Source organism: Streptomyces sp. NPDC107546 (assembly GCF_055639175.1).
The window spans coordinates 1-17,611 of sequence record NZ_JBVKBA010000032.1 but is presented as its reverse complement, the minus strand read 5'-3'; the positions used below and the strand labels follow the sequence as shown (position 1 = coordinate 17,611).

At 68.3% G+C, this 17,611-nt stretch carries 15 protein-coding genes and 3 pseudogenes; 10 read left to right on the top strand and 8 right to left on the bottom strand.

What is annotated here, in order from left to right:
- Positions 1-58 precede the first annotated feature (58 nt).
- On the top strand, positions 59-454 hold the full coding sequence (locus ACZ7L1_RS31900) for a VOC family protein (RefSeq protein ID WP_471442113.1): 396 nt from the start codon (positions 59-61) through the stop codon (positions 452-454).
- Here the strand turns inward: ACZ7L1_RS31900 and ACZ7L1_RS31895 are convergent.
- From ACZ7L1_RS31895 to ACZ7L1_RS31880, 4 genes and pseudogenes are all read right to left on the bottom strand, one after another.
- Positions 393-1,180: pseudogene (locus ACZ7L1_RS31895) on the bottom strand (carbohydrate kinase family protein). The gene ACZ7L1_RS31900 and the pseudogene ACZ7L1_RS31895 overlap by 62 nt on opposite strands.
- A 210-nt stretch (positions 1,181-1,390) precedes the next feature.
- A complete protein-coding gene (locus ACZ7L1_RS31890) occupies positions 1,391-2,860 on the bottom strand; it encodes a glycoside hydrolase family 32 protein (protein WP_471442111.1) in 1,470 nt (489 codons plus the stop codon).
- Positions 2,853-4,232 (bottom strand): glycoside hydrolase family 172 protein, encoded by a 1,380-nt coding sequence (locus ACZ7L1_RS31885; protein ID WP_471442108.1) that lies wholly within the window; start codon positions 4,230-4,232, stop codon positions 2,853-2,855. Before ACZ7L1_RS31885 ends, ACZ7L1_RS31890 begins: the two co-directional genes overlap by 8 nt.
- Positions 4,233-4,320: 88 nt before the next feature.
- Positions 4,321-5,328, bottom strand: coding sequence for a LacI family DNA-binding transcriptional regulator (locus tag ACZ7L1_RS31880; protein WP_471442106.1), 1,008 nt, complete (start codon positions 5,326-5,328; stop codon positions 4,321-4,323).
- Positions 5,329-5,764: 436 nt separating this feature from the next.
- Here ACZ7L1_RS31880 and ACZ7L1_RS31875 point away from each other — a divergent pair, with 436 nt between their 5' ends.
- The 5 genes from ACZ7L1_RS31875 to ACZ7L1_RS31855 all read left to right on the top strand — a co-directional run bounded on the left by ACZ7L1_RS31875 (position 5,765) and on the right by ACZ7L1_RS31855 (position 10,388).
- A complete protein-coding gene (locus tag ACZ7L1_RS31875) occupies positions 5,765-7,105 on the top strand; it encodes an ABC transporter substrate-binding protein (protein WP_471442104.1) in 1,341 nt (446 codons plus the stop codon).
- 133 nt (positions 7,106-7,238) lie between these two features.
- The gene (locus ACZ7L1_RS31870) at positions 7,239-8,042 is read left to right on the top strand and encodes a carbohydrate ABC transporter permease (protein ID WP_471442102.1); all 804 of its coding nucleotides are present in this window, start codon (positions 7,239-7,241) and stop codon (positions 8,040-8,042) included.
- Entirely contained in the window at positions 8,039-8,944 is a 906-nt protein-coding gene (locus ACZ7L1_RS31865; protein WP_471442100.1) for a carbohydrate ABC transporter permease, read from the top strand. Before ACZ7L1_RS31870 ends, ACZ7L1_RS31865 begins: the two co-directional genes overlap by 4 nt.
- 41 nt (positions 8,945-8,985) lie before the next feature.
- The gene (locus ACZ7L1_RS31860) at positions 8,986-9,180 is read left to right on the top strand and encodes a hypothetical protein (RefSeq protein ID WP_471442098.1); all 195 of its coding nucleotides are present in this window, start codon (positions 8,986-8,988) and stop codon (positions 9,178-9,180) included.
- A gap of 26 nt (positions 9,181-9,206) precedes the next feature.
- A complete protein-coding gene (locus ACZ7L1_RS31855; RefSeq protein WP_471442096.1) occupies positions 9,207-10,388 on the top strand; it encodes a NosD domain-containing protein in 1,182 nt (393 codons plus the stop codon).
- 311 nt (positions 10,389-10,699) lie between these two features.
- Here ACZ7L1_RS31855 and ACZ7L1_RS31850 read toward each other — a convergent pair whose 3' ends face one another.
- Positions 10,700-10,945, bottom strand: coding sequence for a hypothetical protein (locus tag ACZ7L1_RS31850; RefSeq protein WP_471442094.1), 246 nt, complete (start codon positions 10,943-10,945; stop codon positions 10,700-10,702).
- 19 nt (positions 10,946-10,964) lie between these two features.
- On the opposite strand from ACZ7L1_RS31850, the gene ACZ7L1_RS31845 reads away from it, so the two are divergent.
- Both ACZ7L1_RS31845 and ACZ7L1_RS31840 read left to right on the top strand, forming a co-directional pair.
- Positions 10,965-11,537: a hypothetical protein gene (locus tag ACZ7L1_RS31845; protein ID WP_471442092.1), complete on the top strand. Its 573-nt coding sequence runs from the start codon at positions 10,965-10,967 to the stop codon at positions 11,535-11,537.
- Positions 11,538-11,676: 139 nt separating this feature from the next.
- Positions 11,677-12,240 carry a cysteine hydrolase family protein gene (locus tag ACZ7L1_RS31840; protein WP_471442090.1) on the top strand — a complete coding sequence of 188 codons (564 nt, stop codon included), beginning with the start codon at positions 11,677-11,679 and terminating at the stop codon, positions 12,238-12,240.
- A 63-nt stretch (positions 12,241-12,303) separates the two neighbouring features.
- Here the strand turns inward: ACZ7L1_RS31840 and ACZ7L1_RS31835 are convergent.
- The 3 genes and pseudogenes from ACZ7L1_RS31835 to ACZ7L1_RS31825 form a co-directional block, all read right to left on the bottom strand.
- Positions 12,304-12,609 (bottom strand): annotated as a pseudogene (locus ACZ7L1_RS31835) (ATP-binding protein); the annotation flags it as partial.
- 98 nt (positions 12,610-12,707) lie between these two features.
- A complete protein-coding gene (locus ACZ7L1_RS31830) occupies positions 12,708-14,597 on the bottom strand; it encodes an ATP-binding cassette domain-containing protein (protein ID WP_471442088.1) in 1,890 nt (629 codons plus the stop codon).
- A gap of 572 nt (positions 14,598-15,169) precedes the next feature.
- Positions 15,170-15,262, bottom strand: a pseudogene (locus ACZ7L1_RS31825) (IS5/IS1182 family transposase); the annotation flags it as partial.
- 365 nt (positions 15,263-15,627) lie between these two features.
- Between ACZ7L1_RS31825 and ACZ7L1_RS31820 the strand changes: the two are divergent.
- On the top strand, positions 15,628-16,875 hold the full coding sequence (locus ACZ7L1_RS31820) for a sensor histidine kinase (RefSeq protein ID WP_471442086.1): 1,248 nt from the start codon (positions 15,628-15,630) through the stop codon (positions 16,873-16,875).
- The gene (locus ACZ7L1_RS31815; protein WP_468784126.1) at positions 16,863-17,513 is read left to right on the top strand and encodes a response regulator; all 651 of its coding nucleotides are present in this window, start codon (positions 16,863-16,865) and stop codon (positions 17,511-17,513) included. The genes ACZ7L1_RS31820 and ACZ7L1_RS31815 overlap by 13 nt, the downstream gene beginning before the upstream one ends.
- The last annotated feature ends 98 nt before the right edge of the window (positions 17,514-17,611 follow it).

Sequence of the window (17,611 nt, the reverse complement as noted above, 5' to 3'; positions counted from 1 at the left end):
CCGGAGGGGTGGCGCGGCCCCATAGGCTGAGCCCCCGTCTGCACTGTATGGGGGAGTAATGACCAGTAGGTTCACCGAGTTGGTTGTCGACTGTCACGATCCGGAGCGGCTCGCGGCCTTCTGGTGCGCGGTCCTGGGCTTCAAGGTGATCGACCGGAGCGAGGGCAAGGTCGAGATCGGTTCCTGGGAGCCGACCGTGGAGGAGGTTCGGGCCCGCCAGATGCCGCCCACCCTGGTCTTTATCCGGGTGCCCGAGGGCAAGAGCCTGAAGAACCGGCTCCACCTGGACGTCAGCCCGATCGACGGCAGTACCGACGACGAGGTGGCCAGGCTGCTTGGCCTTGGCGCCGCCAAGGTGGACGTGGGCCAGGGCTCTGGCCGGAGCTGGGTGGTCATGGCGGACCCCGAGGGCAACGAGTTCGACGTCGTGCGCACCCTGGCACCGTCCAACTAGTCCGCGACCTCTTCGAGGCGCAGCCGGTTGAGCCGGCCGCCGAGTGTCCGAGGGCGGCGAGTCGATGCAGCAGTCCCGCGGTGAAGGAGTCACCCGCGCCGACAGTGTCGACGACCTGCGTTGTCACCGCTGGCACCTGGACCCGCCGTCGAGCGAGGCCAGCGCGCCGTCAGCGCCGAGAGTGATCACGACGAGCCGGGCCCCGGCCGCGTGCCAGGCGTCGCAGGCCTGCTCGGGCGGGGTGCCCGGCCGCAGCAGTTCCAGGTCGTCCTGACTCAGCCGCAGAATGTCGGCGAGGGAACACCAGCGGGCCAGCTGGCCGCGGTAGACGTCGGGGTGCACCAGCAGCGGCCGGACGTTCGGGTCGATGCTGACGGTCGCACGGGAAGCGGCCGTTGCCAGGAATTCCTCGACGACTGCCGCGCCAGGCTCGCGTACCAGCGCCAGGGAGCCGGTGTGCACACAGGTCGTCTCGGACAGGTCCACCTTGGCCACTTCCTCGGGCGTCCACTGCCGGTCGGCGGTGTTCTGGGCGTGGAAGGAGAACGTGGCCTGTCCCGTGGTGTCCAGCTCCGCCACGGCGAGCGTGCTGGGCTCGGTGGCCGCTACGGCGTACGACAGGTCGACGCCGGCCGCCTCCAGACGGGCCCGGAACAGGCGGCCGAACACGTCGCCGGACAGCCGTGCGAGGAAGCGGACCGGAGTGCCGAGGCGGGCCAGGGCCACCGCGGTGTTGGCGGGTCCGCCGCCGGGCAGTACCCGCAGTGCGAGTTCGTTCGCGGCCCTTGAGGGTCCGGTGAAGGCGTCGGCGACGCCCCCCCCGGGGTTGTGATCTGATGTGAGCTCATGAGCTGCTCGATTTCGGAAAATAGGCTTCGGCAGCCCGAGACGCCCGCCGGCGCGGAGCGACGTCAAGCAGGGCGTCTCGCGGCAGCATCAGTTGGTGTGCTGGCCATCGCGCTGTTCAGGCGGCGTCAGGTCCCATGCTCCGATCGTGTACGCGGCGGATCCGACGCCCGTGGCGCCCATCTGCACGCGCCAGGGCCCGTCGCCGACGGGGTACAACCGCAGGGTCAAGGCCCGGCCGGCAGCGGTGAAGATCTCCGCGACCGAGTGATCCAGCAGGATCCGCAGGGTCATGTTGGGCCCCTCCCCCGGCAGGCGCCAACTGCCGCCCTTCGCACGCGGGTCGAGGGAAGCGTGGTCGCGGTCGACGACCAGTTCACCGCTGACCAGGTGGTGGACGATGTCGAGGTACTCGGTCCCGTCCGGTGAGGTGAGCAGCCGCAGGCGACCACCGCGCTGCAGAGTCACGGTCAGGTCCGTGGCCCAGGACACCTCGCCGAGCTCCACCGGCTGCTCGGCGCTCGCCTTGCCCTCCGCGGCGATCCGCCGTTCGCCGCGCAGAGCGCGCAGTTCACGGGCAGGCCGCTGGACCAGTTCGCCGTCCGGGCCGGGCGTCAGTTCGCGGGGCAGGGAGAGCATGCCCGCCCAGCCCGCCTCGTCTGTCCAGGCGCTGGGAGCGCCGACACGTTCCTCGTCGCGGGCCTCCCAGATCCAGGCCCACATCAACCACCGTCCGTCGGGAGCGTGCAGCAGGGCGGGGGCGTAGAAGTCGGGGCCGTGGTCGAGGAGGTGGGGTGTCGCCGCGGCCTGGAACTCGCCGTCCTGTTCGCGGCCCGGCCAGTAGATCGCGCAGCTCGCTCCCTCCCGCGGGTCCCAGGCGCTGGCGAGGACCGCGCCAGTGCCGTCGGGGAAGGCGGTGTACTGGGCGCACTCCCAGCCTTCCTCCGTGTTCCGGCCATCGCGCAGGGGGTGCGGCGGGCGGGCCAGGAAGACGCCCTCGTACGACCAGTCGTCGAGGTCGTCGGAGGTGTACTGCAGGGCGGCCCCGCGTCCGTCGGCCAGGGCCGCACCGACGAGCATGCGCCAGCGGTCGCCGTCCCTCCACACGTACGGGTCGCGGAACATCGTGGTGCCGTCGGCCGCCTCCGGGATCAGGAGGCTCTGGCGCTTGGTGAAGGTGGTGCCGCCGTCGACGGACGCCGCCGAGGTCACCGGCTGATGCCAGCGGTCGTCGCGCTTGGCGGAGTAGAAGGCGGTGAGGCGGCCGTCATGGGAGACGGCGTTGCCCGACCACACCCCGCCCTCGTCGTCGCCGCCCGGGGTGGGGCCCAGCGCCACCGGCATGAGTTCCCAGTGGATCAGGTCCCGGCTGCGGTAGTGGCCCCAGTGCATGTTGGCGTGGCGGGCGCTGTGCGGGTTGTACTGGAAGTAGACGTGGTAGTGGCCGTCGTGGAAGACGAGGCCGTTGGGGTCGTTGATCCAGTGGGCCGGCGGGCGGAGGTGGACGGCCGGGAAGTGGGTGTCGAGCGCCACCGCCGCCCGGGTCTCGGTCTCAGTCATCGGCGCGCCCGTCGTAACGGCGGCGGATGGCCGCGGCCTGCTTGATGTTCGCCTCGGACTCCTGCAGCGAGCGTTCGCCGCGCTGCCGGGTGCGCTCGGCGAGATTGTTCATGTGGCGTTCGAAGCGGGCCTGGTACCGCTCGCGCATGACGGCGATCTCCTCGGCGACCGCGCCCGTACGCGAGGCCGGGACCGGCATCGGCTGCCCGGCCGGGCGCACGGGCAGGCGCTTCTCCAGCGGCAGGATCGTGGCCTTCGGGGAGGGCAGGGTCTGGTACCAGTACGCGGTCGAGGCCCAGTCGTCGGCGAGGTGGTTGCCGTGGCCGTGCTCGATGGAGACCTTGATGCGTTCCTCGAAGCGGATCGGATCGGCGACGTGGAAGCGGTAGTTGACCGAGTAGCCCGGGACGTCGGCCTCGTGGAGGATCGCGCCATGGTAGAGGTAGGCGTTCTTCTGCATCCCCCAGGCGTGGTTGAAGTAGTCCTCGGTGCCGGTGCCGTGCAGGGAGGGCGGCCAGCTGGTGGAGCCGTCGGGCAGGAAGTCGTCGTCGATCCAGATCATGTCGTTGCCCTCGCCCCACCAGCTGCCCTGCCGGTGGTGGACGGAGAGGTTGCAGCCGACGTAGTGGCCCTTGCCCTCGGTGTCGAGGATGACGTAGTTGTCCTCGCCGGTGAGATCGACGATGTTGACCTCGGGGCTGTTGGTCTGGATGTCGGGCGCCCAGCCGTTGCAGGGGTCGTTGCGGTTCCAGCGGGCGTGGAAGTAGAGGGTGTCCTCGGGCAGGTCCTCGGGGAACAGCTCGTAGTCGATGTAGAAGTACTGCTGGATCGGCAGGTCGTTCTCGTTGACCAGCTCGATGCGGGCCCGCTTGTTGAACGGCATCGGCGCCCAGCAGTTCAGGGCCGCGCTGCCGCCGAAGATCAGCGACTCCTCGGGCTTGGCGGAGACGGTGAACAGGGCCGACTGGTAGCTGTTGGGCATGCAGTGGCCGATGCCGAAGAAGTCGCCGAGCGGGACCAGGACGGCGGGCTGCTCCTCGTCGTCCCAGGTGATACGGATGAGGACCTTGCGGTAGTAGTCCGGGTCCGGCTCCTCCCAGTTGACGCCGAGCGCGTTGTGGATCTCCATCACCGGGGCGACGGTGTCGGCTTCAAGGGGGTCGATGAGGCCGGGGCCGAGCGTCTTGCGGCAGAACTGTGTCATCCAGATGTGCGTGATCCGGCCCGGCCCCTCGAGGTCGGCCAGGACACGGCTGGAGTGCGCGGGGGTCGTCCAGTAGTCCTGGTTGCGGCCCCGCTGGTCCCAGCTGGAGACGCGGGCGGTGCGGGCCCGGGTAGGTCGGGTGAGGTGTTCGAGGGCGTGCGAGGGCATGGGAAACTGACCCCTTCAGTGATGGTTCGCTGAACTCGGGCGGCGGGAGACTGGACCTCTCCTGCCGCCCCCTTGCTGTGGTGGTGGCTCAGGCCGGGCAGCCGCAGGACTCCCGGTAGGTGATCTCCGGCTCCAGACGAATGGTGCGGGGGCGGGTGGTGAGGCTGCCGTCGATGCGGCTGAGCAGCAGCTCCATCGCCGTGGCCCCGATCTCGTGGGCCGGCTGGGCGACCGCGGTGATGCCCGGACGGAACAAGTCGGTGTGCGGGAAGCCGTCGAAGGTAGCGAAGGCAAGGTCTCCCGGGGTGACGAGCCCCAGCCCTTTGGCCGCCGCCAGCACGCCCACCGCGGTCTCGGTACCGGCAGCGACCACGGCCGACGGCCGGTGCGGCTGGCGCAGGACACGCGTCATACGTTCGCGGGTGTCCTCCGCCCGGCCGCTACCGGTGACGATCAGGCTGTCGTCGACGTCGATCCCGGCTTCGTCGAGTGCTTCGAGGTAGCCGCGCCGCCGCTCCGCGATGGTGGACACCGCGGTGTCGCCTGCGGCCAGCGCGATCCGCCGGTGACCGTGGTGCTCCACCAGGTGCAGCACCAGCTCCCGCATGGGCGCGGTGTTCTCCACACCCACCTGGTCCGCCTTGACCCCGTTGAGACGGTCGATCAGGACGACCGGTGTGCCCTGGTCGATCACAGCGGTGATCGCATCCCGGTGGGACCGGGCGACGGGAGCGATGAGCAGGCCGTCGACCCGGCGCTCGGCCAAGACCTCCAGCGCCCGTGCCTCCAGCTCCGCGTCCTCGCCCGAATTGGCCAGAAGCACGGTCAGACCGGCGCCCATGGCCTCGCGTTCGACACCGCGGGCCATCGCCGCGAAGGCCGGCTCGGACACGTCCGTGAGGATCAGTCCGATGGAATCGGTGCGGGAGCGACGCAGCGCCCGGGCGAGGCTGTCACGCCGGTAGCCCGTGGCCCTTACCGCCTCTTCGACCCGAGTGCGGGTTTCGTCGCGGACCGGCCGTGTGCCGTTGATGACGTGGGACACGGTGGACGTGGAGACGCCGGCCATCCGTGCAACGTCGGAGATCGTGGCCACTGCCGCTCGCCGCCTCCCTGTGTCGTCGGGCCGGATCCGTGATCCAGTCCGTAACTTCCTAACGCCATACGGTCTACCGGTCCATGCGGTTGGCCGGTTCGCCGTCCACTCGTTCCGCTCAACCCCAGGCTTATCGAAACGATTGCGCAGACCATCGCACGCCGTGACGCAGGCCGTCAATGGATGTGGCCTGCACAGAGCGATCGCCTCGGAGAAACTCCTCTGTCACACGGTATTGACACGCCGGGCCTCGCGAGGCACCTTTCATCGAAACGTTTGCGTCACGAGCGCAGAGCCGCCCCGACGGCGAACATTCGAGCACACCGGACATCCCTGCCGGAACAGACGGCCTGCATCGATACCGAACATCTCCCCGGAGCCCTGTCACCCCCACGCCGGTTCCGCCTCCACCCAGTTCCCGGAAGGCAGCAGCACGATGGCGACCTCTCCTCAGCCCGCGCCCCAGACGTCGAGACGGCACTCCGGCATCTCCCGGCGACTCCTGCTCACCGCCACGGCGAGCGCCCTGTTCGTCACCGCCACGGCCTGCGGCTCCGCGGTGAACACGGCGGGCGGATCGTCGTCGGACGGTCTGATCACGCTGTCCATGCACAACCCGGACAGCAAGACGCAGGACCCGGCGACCTGGCAGATGGTGCAGGAGTTCAACAAGAAGCACCCCGACATGAAGATCAAGCTGGAGGGCCAGCCGGTCGACCAACACGAGCAGCGGATGACCATCGCCGCGCAGTCCGGCACGCTGCCGGAGATCTTCTGGGTCTACGACTCGCTCGCCAAGACCATGGTCAAGAGCGATGACCTGCTGGACCTATCCCCGATCCTCGCCGAGAACAACCTGAAGGCGAAGTTCGCCCCGAGCATGCTCGCCGGCTTCCAGCAGAACGGCGTCCAGTACGGCCTGCCGTACCAGGCTCTGGTCACGGGCTTCTACTACAACAAGGCCATCCTGAACGAGCACAAGATCGCCGTCCCGGAGACCTTCGAGGACCTGCTCGCCGCGGTGAAGAAGCTCAAGGCGGCGGGTGTGGTGCCGATTGCGCAGGGCGCGAACAACTCCTCGTTCAGCGTCTGGGCCTTCCTGACCATGCTCAACCGCTTCGGCTACGAGGCGAAGTACCAGGACATCCTGGCTGACAAGGCCGGCTACGACAACGCCGACTTCCTGCGCCTGTACAAGCGCGTGGAGGAGCTGGCGAAGGCGGGCGCCTTCCCCTCCAACATGAACACGCAGACCTACGCCCAGGCAGTCGCCTCCTACACGGACGGCAAGGCGGCCTTCCTGGATGCCGGCGTGTGGGAAGCGGCGAAGATCCAGAAGAGCGCCGTGGGCAAGGACACCGGCTTCTGGGCCGGGCCGACCTTCTCCGACGGCGTCGGCGAGCAGAAGCTCGTGATGAACGTGCCATCGGCGCCGTTCGTCGTCAGCGCCAAGGTCAAGGGCGACAAGAAAAAGTACGCCGCGGTGAAGGCGTTCATCCAGTTCTACTACAGCGACGCGGGCCAGAAGATCCTCGTCGACAACGCCCAGCCGCCGGTCACCACGTACAAGCCGCAAGTGGACACGGCCAAGAACTCGGTGTTCGCCGCCGTCCTGGCCGAAGCCTCGAAGCCCGGCTGGAAGAGCCCGAAGGCGCAGCCCGACCTGGTGGTCTCCGCGGCCACCGCGAGCGCCATGTACGACAGCTTCTACGGCGTGATGGGCGGCAGCCTCAGCCCTGAAAAGGCCGTGAAGAACGTCCAGAAGACCATCAAGTAGTCACGCTGCCGGCGCCCGCGTGCAGCACGGGCGGCACGCGGGCCCGGACGACGGGAACAGCATGAACTGGCTCACCACACGCCGGCACTTCACCCTTATGATCGCGCCGGCCCTGATCATTTACAGCCTGTACATGATCTATCCGATCCTGTACTCGCTGTATTACAGCTTCACCGACTTCGACGGCGTCTCCGCCAATGGCTTCGCTGGCTTCGACAACTACCAGCAGATGGGCCAGGACGACGCCTTCTGGACGTCGATGCGCAACACCGGGATCATCCTCGGCATCGCCCTGTTCCTGCTGATCCCGCTGGGCTTCCTGCTTGCAATCCTGCTCAGCGGCCGGGTGAAGGGCAGCGGCGCGATGCGGGCGCTCGTCTTCGCCCCGGCGATCATCGCGCCGATCCTCGTCGGCCTGATCTGGATCTTCATCCTGGACCCGAAGATCGGCCTGGTGAATGCCTTCCTGCTGGCGATCGGCGTGCCAGCGCACCCGCAGTGGATCGGCGGTCCAACGCTCAGCCCGTACTCGATCGGCTTCGTCTACCTGTGGCAGCAGATCGGCTTCGTGCTGACCATCTTCTACGCGGGCCTGCGCATGCTGCCGCGCGACATGATGGAGGCAAGCAGCCTCGACGGGGCGAGCCGCTGGCAGCAGCTACGGCACATCCAGATCCCGATGATGCGCGAGACGTTCGGCATAGTCACCGCGCTCGTCGTCACCGGCGTCTTCAAGGTCTTCGAACTCGTCTACGCCCTCACCGGCGGCGGTCCCGTCCACCTCTCCGAGGTCATGGTCAGCTACATGTACCACATCACCTTCACCACCCAGCAGTACGGCTACGGCATGGCCCTGGCGGTGGTGGTGTTCGTGGTGGGATCGCTCGCCTCCGCGGCCACGTTCTTCGGTAACCGCCGTAAGGGAGAAGTTCGTTGAGCACCGACACCAAGGTCAAGATGTCGCTCCCGTCCCCAGCTGCCACCGGTGAGGCCCCGAGCAGGCCGGGACGCCGCAGCCGCGGAAGGATCGTGGTCTCGGCGGTCGCCTACCTGATCACCTTCGTGATCCTGTTCCCGCTGCTGTGGATCGTGTTGCTGTCGTTCCAGAGCAACGACAACATCCTCAACCATCCGTTCTCGCTGTCGGATCTCACACTGGCCAACTACCGGCAGGCCCTGGAGACCCTCAACCTGCTGGTGATGTACAAGAACACTCTGATCCTGGCCGTCGTCTCGGTCACGGTCGGCCTGGTCATCTCCTACATGGCCGCGTTCGCGCTCACCCGCATGGTCTTCCGCAGCGGTAAGCGCCGTACACAGAACACCCTGCGCTTCTACTTCCTGGCCGGCCTCGCCATCCCGGTCTACATCCTGCTTTTCCCTGTGTACCGACTTGACATCACCTTCGGCCTGTTCGGTACGTACTTCGCGCTGATCCTGCCGTACATCGCCGTCACGATCCCCTTCAACATCCTGCTGCTGACCGGCTTCCTGCGGGACTTCCCCGAAGAAGTCGAACAGGCCGCGGTGATGGACGGAGTCGGGCTGTGGCGGATGGCCTGGAAGGTCGTCTTCCCTCTCATGCGGCCGGTCGTCGCCACCCTCGCGATCCTCAACGTCATCTACGTCTGGAACGAGTTCCCCTTCGCGGTCACCCTCATCAACGACCCGAACATGACCACCGTGTCCCTCGGCGTCTCCCAGTTCCAGGGCGTCTACAGCGTCAACTACGGCGCCATGATGGCGTCCGCCACCCTCGTCCTGCTGCCGCAGCTGGCGATCTACGCGGCCTTCCAGAAGCAGGTCATCGCCGGCATGACAGCGGGCGCCGTCCGCTGACCCTCACGCACACCCGCCTTCCCAGTCTGCGAGGAGCCGTCATGCACCCTGCCCAACCACCCACCCCGTCCCGCCGCACCCTCCTCCGAGGCGCCGCGGTTACAGCCCTGACCACCGTGGCGTTCCTGTCCTCCGCACCACCTCAGCCGGCCGCCGCGGCCGTCCCGGAGAAGCCCAAGCCCGGCAAGCCTGACGCCAAGGCCCATCCGTACGCCAAGATCGTCGGCCTCCTCTGACCCAACCACCTACCGGAAGGACGCCCATGGCCAACACCGTCTACGACGTCACCACCTTCAACGGCAGCGTCTCCCCGCAAACCGACATCGGCAAGGTGATCAACGAGATCATCGCCGACATCAAGTCGAACCAGACCACCCAGAACACCAGACCCGGTGCCGTCATATACATCCCGCCGGGCCACTACGACCTGCTCACCCGCGTCGTCATCGACATCAGCTTCCTGACGATCAAGGGCTCCGGGCACGGCTTCCTGTCCCGGGCCATCCACGACGACACCTCCGACACCAGCAACTGGTTCGAGGTGCAGCCCGGCTCGAGCCACATCCGGGTCAAGCACACCGACGGCAACAACGAGGCGTTCCTGGTCCAGCGTTCCGGGGCACCCGCCGAGGTCGGCCGGCTCAACGGCATCGTCTTCCAGGACTTCTGTATCGACGGCGTGGCGTCCACAAAGCCGTACGTGGAGGGCAACCACAAGATCGGCATCTCGGTCCAGTCGGACAATGACTCGTTCCGCTTCGAGGGGATGGGCTTCGTCTATCTCACCCAGGCCATGGTGGTGAAGGGCGCAGACGCGTGCAGCTTCACCAACAACTTCGTCGCCGAGTGCGGCACTTCGATCTCCCTCACCGGCGCATCACAGGTCGCCAAGATCACCAACAACCATCTGATCAGCGCCTGGGCGGGCTACTCGGTCTTCGCGGAGAACGCCGAGGGCATCCTCATCTCCGGCAACACCATTCTATGGGCCTGCAACATCACCCTCATCAACTCCAACCGCTGCACCATCTCCGCGAACAAGCTGCTGAGCAACTTCCCCAGCATGATCGCCCTGACAAACGGCAGCTCGGAGAACCTGATCTCCGGCAACCACTTTCGCCGGGTGTACGGCGACGGCACCAGCACCCGCTTCGACGACCTCCACGGCCTGGTCCACATCAACGGCGATGACAACTCAGTCACCGCCAACCAATTCTCCTTCTCCGTCCCGGCCGCCAACATCTCCCCGTCCGGAGCCGACCCGACTCTCATCCTCGTCACCGGCGGCGCCCGGAACTACCTGGCCACCAACAAGATCAAGGCCAACCTCGGCGTCAAGGTCGTCCTCGACTCCTCCTCCACCGACACGAAGATCCTCTACAGCGCCGCAGAGTCCCAGCTCCAGGCGTACACCAACGACTACAAGCTCGTAGCCACCCCCTGAGCACACCACCCGAGTGCGGACACGGAAAGCACCAGCAAGGTCTCCGTGACCGCGCTCGTTCATGCCCGGGTGCAGCAGGGCGCCAGCATCGCCGACCGACCTGAACCGCGATCACGAAAAGCACGGCGAACCCAGGGGATCCGGGAGGGGTTCGGCCGGCGGTGCTGGATTCAGTACATGCCGCACGCCGGAGCGATCGAGGTCCGTGACATCGGATGGGTGGGTTGATCACTTGCCCTTCGGGTCGGCCGCCGCAGCTCCCGCCGCATCCGGGAACGAGCCCGGCGGCAAGCTCCGCCCGGCCCTTGCCGTCAGCGCCGGCGGAGTTCCTCCGCCCAGTCCCGGAGTCGGTCCTCGAGAACCAGGTTGTCGCCGCAGGCCACGGCCTGCAGCAGCTGGGCGCACATGGTCGCTTCGGCGGCGAGGCCGGCCTGGCTGCCCAGGATCGGGAAGACGGTGCGGACGCGGGCGGCGGTGTCCGGCTGGAGCAGTGTGTAGGCGTAGAGCGTGGCGGCGTCGAAGCCCTCCGGGGCGCCGCCCCATCCCTCCCAGTCCAACAGCCGCAGGGGCGACGCCGTGAGGTTCGCCCAGTGCACGTCGGAGTGCGGTGGTCCAGCGGGTGACGGCGGGTGCCGGGACGCCGACGAACTGGGGGATCGCCCGGTCCATGTACTGCTGTCGTACGGCGACGCGGTCGGTGTCGACGGGCGCCACCTTCTCCAGCGTCCCGGCGAGCTCCTGCCGCCAGGAGTCCGGCAGCTGGGCCTCATGCCGGATGATCGGATCGTCGGACAGGACCGGCTGGTCGACGCGCACCGACAGCTCCAACCGGTAGGCGGTGCCGTCGTCGACGGCGTCGTGGACGGCCAGAAGCGCGGGCCGGTGCCCGTCCAGGTCACCGAAGGCGTGCTGGGCGTCGAGAGCGCCGTCCCGCAACTTCCCCGACGCCTTGTCTTCCGGCGCGGACACCAGCCGCAGCCACGCAGGTTGGCCGTCGGCGGTGCGGGCCGGGGCACCCAGGGTGCGCCCGGCCCACCCCCAGAACTCCCCGCCCGGCTCGACTCGTACGTCCAGGGCCTTCGCGGCGCGGGCGTGGTGGGCGCGCATGCTGCGCTCGGTGTCCGGGTCAGTTTGGGCAGCACTTGGTGATCGCAGGGCGAGAAAATGTCGATGAGAACTGACACCGGTCGTGGGGGCACTGCGACGCGACGCTGCGAAAATCTCCGAAACCTCCACCGCAGCTCGGTTGATCCACCAGACTTGTCCCAACGGAGAAGGGACGGCAAGTATGGCGAACAGCGCCCTTCTGGTGATGGACGTCCAACGGGACGTCGTGGCCATCGCCGATGACGGTTCCGGATATCTGCCGCGCTTGCGCAGGGCGATCGACGGTGCCCGGGCTGCAGGTATCACCGTGATCTACGTGGTGCTCGGGTTACGGCCGGGCGATCCAGAAGTCAGCCCCCGCAACAGGGTGATGACAAACGCCGTGCGGGCCGGCCTGTTCACCGAGGGAGCCCCTGGCACCGAGATCCATGACGACGTCGCGCCCCAGCAGGGCGACGTCGTGGTCACCAAGAGGCGGGGGAGCGCGTTTTCGGGCAGCGACCTCGACTTGGTGCTCAGAGCTCGCGATATCGACAGCCTTGTTCTCACTGGCATCGCCACCAGCGCTGTAGTGCTGTCCACCCTGTGGCACGCCATCGACCTGGACTTCGGCCTCACCGTCCTGGCGGATGCCTGCCTCGACACCGACCCCGAGGTGCACCGGATGCTCACCGAAAAGCTGTTCCCGCAGTGGGCAGATGTGGTCGCCGTCGAGGACTGGATCAAAACCATCGCACCGCACTAGCGGGAGGCCGTCCGGGCCGTCGCGTGCGGGGTAACACGGCATCGCCTCCCGTACAGGGCGAGTTCAGCCGGCAGCGTTCTGTGCTGCTCTCCGGGCCTGGGTGAGGGCCAGGCGGTGGGATTCGGTGCCGGTCTGGATGAGGTTGCCGCCGAAGGTGAGCCGGTCGTCGATGGCCGCGCTGAGCCGGGGGTCGGTGAAGGTTTTGGTCCAGCCGCTGAAACTCTCGTTCGAGGCGATGGCGACGCTGTTCTTCTCCTCGCGCTCGGTCAGCACCTGGAACAGCAGCTCAGCGCCCCTGCGGTCCAGCTCCATATAGCCCAGCTCATCAATGCAGAGAAGATCGACTCGGCCGTAGCGGGCGATGGTCAAGAGTGCGTACCCAGAGTCGGCGGTCAACGAATCCTCCGTACGACGGGCGGTGGGCAAGGGGCGCTGCGCCCCGAAGCGGGGCGCGGCAGCGGGGTTGGTCAGCGGTCGTGGGAGAGGGCCAGGAGTTCGGTGAACAGGCCGCCTGCGGCGGCGAGTTCCTCGTACGTTCCGTGCTCGGAGATCCGGCCGTGCTCCATCACGATGATCCGGTCGGCGACCTGTGTGTTCTCCAGGCGGTGGGTGACCACGATGGTGATGCGGTCGGCGGCGATGGTCTTGATCTGCTCGAAGATCTGGTGCTCGCCGCGCGGGTCCATCTGGGAGGTGGGCTCGTCGAGGATCAGCAGTCCGGGCCGGCGGTACAAGGCCCTGGAGCAGGCGATGCGCTGCCACTGGCCGCCGGAGAGCTCCGATCCGCCGAAGACCTCGCGGGACAGCAGGGTGCCCAGGCCTGCGGGGAGGTCCTCGACGGCTTCGCGCATGCCGACCGCGTCGATGGCCTCCCACACCGGGGTGTCGTCGTGGGTACGGGGCTGGCCCAAGGTGACGTTCTCGCGGACCCGCAGCGGCCACTGGGCGAAGATCTGCGGCACCAGACCGGTGCGGCGCCAGACGGTTTCGGGGTCGACCTCGGCGAGGTCGGTGCCGTTCCAGGTGACCTTGCCCTTGTCGGGCAGGTAGATCCCGGTGAGCAGCCGGGTGAGCGTGGACTTCCCCGAGCCGTTCGCTCCGACGACAGCGAGGATCTGGCCGCGCTCCAGGGTGAGGGAGACACCGTCCACGGCGGGCTTGTCCTTGCCCGGGTACTGGTAGACGACCTCGTCGAGCCGGATCTCCTCGACCGGCGCGGTGAGCTCGCGGGGGCCGCGCTTGGGGGCGCGGGCGGCGGCGTCGTCGAGGAAGGCTTGCATGTCGCTCAGGTACAGGCTGGTGTGGAAGACCGCGGCGCCGTTGATGACGACCTGGGAGAGGGCGGCGAGCGTGGTCTGGACGGCGATGACGGCCGTGGCGGCGACCGCGAGCGCGATCCGTCCTGTCACGGCCAGCCACGCGAGGGCTGCCCAGGTCGCGACGAGGAAGACACCGCCGGCCAGCGAGGAGAGCAGGGCGATCCGCAGAGTCCTTGGCGCGGCGGCCAGCGTGCGCCGGTCGCATCGGTCGGACAGGGCCCGGTACCAGTAGACGAGGTAGTCGGTCATCGAGTTGGCGCGGACCTCGTCGCCGTACTTCGGCGTGGTCGCCCACCAGCGCATCATGCCGCGCACGTTGCGGTCGGCGACGTTGGCGTAGTGGATCTCGTAGTCGACCCGGGCGGTCAGGACGGCGCCGACACCGGCCGGCAGCACGGCGAGCAGCAGCAGGGGCAGCATCAGCGGGTTCAGCACCGACAGCACGCCGCCGGCGGTGACCATGCGGATCAGCGCGGACAGGAATCGCTGGGCGTCGGTGACCATCACGAGGGTGCGGATCACCCCCATCTCGGCTGCCTCGTGCCGGTCCGAGAACCCCTCCTCCGCGTACGCTGCGGCCTCGACCCGGCACACCGCCTCGACCAGCGCGGTGTCCGTCTCCGTTGTGAGCAGCGGGGTGATCCGTCGCTCGGCGTAGGTGGCCACCGCCCCTGCGGTGCGGCCCATCGCCGCGGCGAGTGCCACCACCAGCAGCGCGGGCACGGCGCCGCGCAGCCTCTCGCCGGCGTAGCCGTCCCCGAGGACGGGCTCCATGGCGCGGGCGGTTGCGGCCAGCAGCACGGCGGCAGAGAGGCCCGTGACCACCTGGCAGCCAAGCAGGAGTTGAACCGCGCACCGGTCGGTCCGCCACGACAGCCGGGCGATCCGACCCAGAACGGCCGGAATCTGCCTGCACATCCGCCCGAAGGAGACCTCGGCGAGGGGGTTGACGGAGTACTGCCCGCTGTAGGTGATGTCCGCCGGCGGTGGCGGGGGCGGCGCCGTGGTCTGCTGCTCTTGCGTATCGGCCGAGGTCAACGTGGTCCCCCTTGACGGTCGTCCGGCGTGGTCGTGAGGCTCAACGACCCGGCAGAGGTATCGAACACATGTGTGTCGGTCGCTCTCGAAATCCCGAGATTGCGCGCGTGGCGGAGCGTGGACGATGCATCGACCCGCCCCCGACAACAGGTGTGCGAGGCATGGGGCTTGGCCGAAACGCCGAGCTTTCCGCCCGGCGGCTCACAGAAGGCTCCGAAGCGCGCCCTCGGCCTTGTCCATGGCTTCAGCGAGGCCTGCATGTACGTAGGGGCCGCGCGAGCATGACCCGATGGGCCGTGACTTACGAAGCCAGGGCCCAGCGGAGCGGAGCAGATGTATAAGGGTCCAGCCGGCGGCAGCGGGCTGGATCAGGCAGCAGACGGGCTCGTCACTCCACGACCTCGAACACCACGGGGAAGAACCGTCGGCCATTGACCTGCATCGCGAGTGAGTGCGTGCCGGGCTGGATCACATGGTTTGCCGTGGACCGGAACTTGTGTGCCTTGGCCAGGCCGACGTTCTGGTCTGCTTCGACCTTGAGCCTTTTCCAATCTCAGGCCCATCCGATGCTGAAGCATGAGGACTGCCTGCACGAGGCCGGTGATGCGGGTGGTGCTGCACCGCAGTTCGCGCAGGAGACGCCAGCTCTTCAGGGTGGCCATTGCCCCGACGGGGTCTTCGAGTCCCTGACCTTCGGCAACTTCGATGTCGAGGAGGCTCTGATCGAGTGGGAGGGCATCTTCACCGGTCGGAGCTTTGAGGAAGTCCTTGACGGCGATGCCTCCGCGAGAGCAGCGGCAGCTTCGGCGTCCGGTGCCACGAAGAACTTGGTGACGATGCTCACCGGGGCATAGTGCCTGTTCCACCGGGCCCGGTCTACCTGCCAGCGGCCCGCAGCGGCCGACCTACCGACCCGAGATGCTGTCCGCCCACAGGCCAAGATCCAGATCTACAGCTGGTACTAGGTTCACCATGAGATCGGGTACGGGCTTCATGGCACCGTCCTCCTGCGGTGCCCTAGCGTCGTGCCATGACGATTCCAGCTGGACTGAGACGCACGGTCCTCCGGGCGCAGCGGGACACCGGCTTTCTTGCCGCTGGTGTGCTGCCGCACCTGGCGCTGGTGCCCGTGTGGGCCTGGGCGGCGGCGACTACCGCCAGGACGGGGAACTGGCTCCTTACGGTTTCCGTGTCGGCCGCCCTGGTCCTGCTCGGCACCCCGGTGCTGACGGCCGTTCAGCGGGCTCGCCACCGGGTGCTCATCGGTGTGGACGTCCCCCGGCTCACCCCCACCGCGCCGGAACAATGGACGTGGGCCTCGACCGCCCGGTGGCTCGCGGCGACGCGGCCTTGGCGCAAGATCGGCTACCACCTCCTGCTGGGCCCGCTGCTCGCGCTGCTGGAGCTGCTGGTGCTCGCGGTGGCAGCGGCGTGCCTGGCGGGCGTCATCGCCTACGCCTGGTCATGGGCGCTGCCAACCGGAATCCGCCAGGACTGGTTCGGCTACCTGACCCAGCTGCCGGCTTACACAGCGGCTGGACTCCTCCTCCTGTGCGCCCTGCCCTGGACCGCGCGGGCAGTAGCCCGGGCCGAGGCGCGGCTGGCGTTGGGCCTGCTCGGGCCCAGCCGGGCGCAGCGGCTCCAGGAGCGGGTCGATCAGCTGGCCGTGAGCCGGACCGACTTGATCGAGGCCGTCGACGCGGAGCGCCGCCGGATCGAGCGCGACCTGCACGACGGCACCCAGCAGCGGTTGGTGTCTCTCGCGGTCAACCTGGGTCTGGCCATTGCCACCCGCCCGGACCTGCCGAGTGATGCCCGCGAGGTGATCGCGAGAGCGCACCTGGAGGCGAAGGAGGCGATCGCCGAACTCAATGACCTGGTGCGGGGGCTGCACCCGGCCGTGCTCGAAGACCGAGGTCTGGACGCGGCGTTGTCCGGGCTGGCTGCCCGTACGCCCCTGCCGGTGCGGCTGCGGGTCAGTCTGGAGGAGCGGGTGGCACCCAACGTGGAGTCAGTCGCGTACTTCGTGATCTCTGAGGCGCTGACCAATGCAACGAAGCACGCCAACGCGATGCGTGCAGAGGTGATAGTCCGTCAGGTCGGCGAGGTGCTGCGAGTGCGCGTTACCGACGACGGGCTGGGCGGTGCCGACGCCGCCGCCGGCACGGGGCTGACCGGGCTGGCCAAGCGGGTCGGCTCCCTCGACGGGGCCTTCCACGTCAGCAGCCCCGTTGGCGGGCCCACCACCATCACCGCGGAGCTGCCGTGCGCGCGGTGATCGCCGAGGATTCGGTGTTGTTGCGGGTCGGCCTGATCAAGGTGCTGGAGATGGGCGGGTTCCAGGTCGCCGCGGAAGCCGACGACGCGGAGGGGCTGTTGGCGGCAGTGGCGGAGCACCGGCCCGAACTTGCCTTGATCGACGTCCGGATGCCGCCCGGCTTCACCGACGAGGGGGTGCGGGCGGCGATGGAGATCCGTCGGCGCTGGCCGGGGACGCCGGTGGTGCTGCTTTCGCAGTACGTGGAGGAGCGGTACGCGGCTGACCTGCTGTCTGCGAACACCAGCGGTGTGGGCTACCTGCTCAAGCAGCGGGTTGCCGATGTCGCCGACTTCGTGGCGGCGGTCCGGCGAGTGGCGGACGGGGGCACGGCCCTGGACCCGCAGGTCGTCGCCCAGTTGCTGCTGCGGCGCGACAGCGACCCGCTCGCGCGGCTGACCCCCCGCGAACGGGAGGTGCTCGGCCTGATGGCCGAGGGGCGCTCCAATGCCGGCATCGCGCAGGCGCTGGTGGTCAGCGAGAGCGCCGTGGCGAAGCACATCAACAACATCTTCGCCAAGCTTGACCTGCCCGTGGTCGACGCGGACCACCGCCGCGTCCTGGCCGTGCTGCGGTTCCTCGGAGCGTCCCGGGCCTGACCACTTCGCCGTGCCCTGGCCGCCGCGGCGGCGACGGCTGCCATAGCCCCGCTCGCGCTGCTGTCGGCACCGGCCGCGTTCGCGTCGGAGGACACGTC

Coding starts and splice junctions, on each gene's coding strand:
- ACZ7L1_RS31900 (WP_471442113.1), top strand. CDS start 59: ATGACCAGTAGGTTCACCGAGTTGGTTGTCGACTGTCACGATCCGGAG.
- ACZ7L1_RS31890 (WP_471442111.1), bottom strand. CDS start 2,860: ATGACTGAGACCGAGACCCGGGCGGCGGTGGCGCTCGACACCCACTTC.
- ACZ7L1_RS31885 (WP_471442108.1), bottom strand. CDS start 4,232: ATGCCCTCGCACGCCCTCGAACACCTCACCCGACCTACCCGGGCCCGC.
- ACZ7L1_RS31875 (WP_471442104.1), top strand. CDS start 5,765: ATGGCGACCTCTCCTCAGCCCGCGCCCCAGACGTCGAGACGGCACTCC.
- ACZ7L1_RS31870 (WP_471442102.1), top strand. CDS start 7,239: ATGATCTATCCGATCCTGTACTCGCTGTATTACAGCTTCACCGACTTC.
- ACZ7L1_RS31860 (WP_471442098.1), top strand. CDS start 8,986: ATGCACCCTGCCCAACCACCCACCCCGTCCCGCCGCACCCTCCTCCGA.
- ACZ7L1_RS31855 (WP_471442096.1), top strand. CDS start 9,207: ATGGCCAACACCGTCTACGACGTCACCACCTTCAACGGCAGCGTCTCC.
- ACZ7L1_RS31840 (WP_471442090.1), top strand. CDS start 11,677: ATGGCGAACAGCGCCCTTCTGGTGATGGACGTCCAACGGGACGTCGTG.
- ACZ7L1_RS31820 (WP_471442086.1), top strand. CDS start 15,628: ATGACGATTCCAGCTGGACTGAGACGCACGGTCCTCCGGGCGCAGCGG.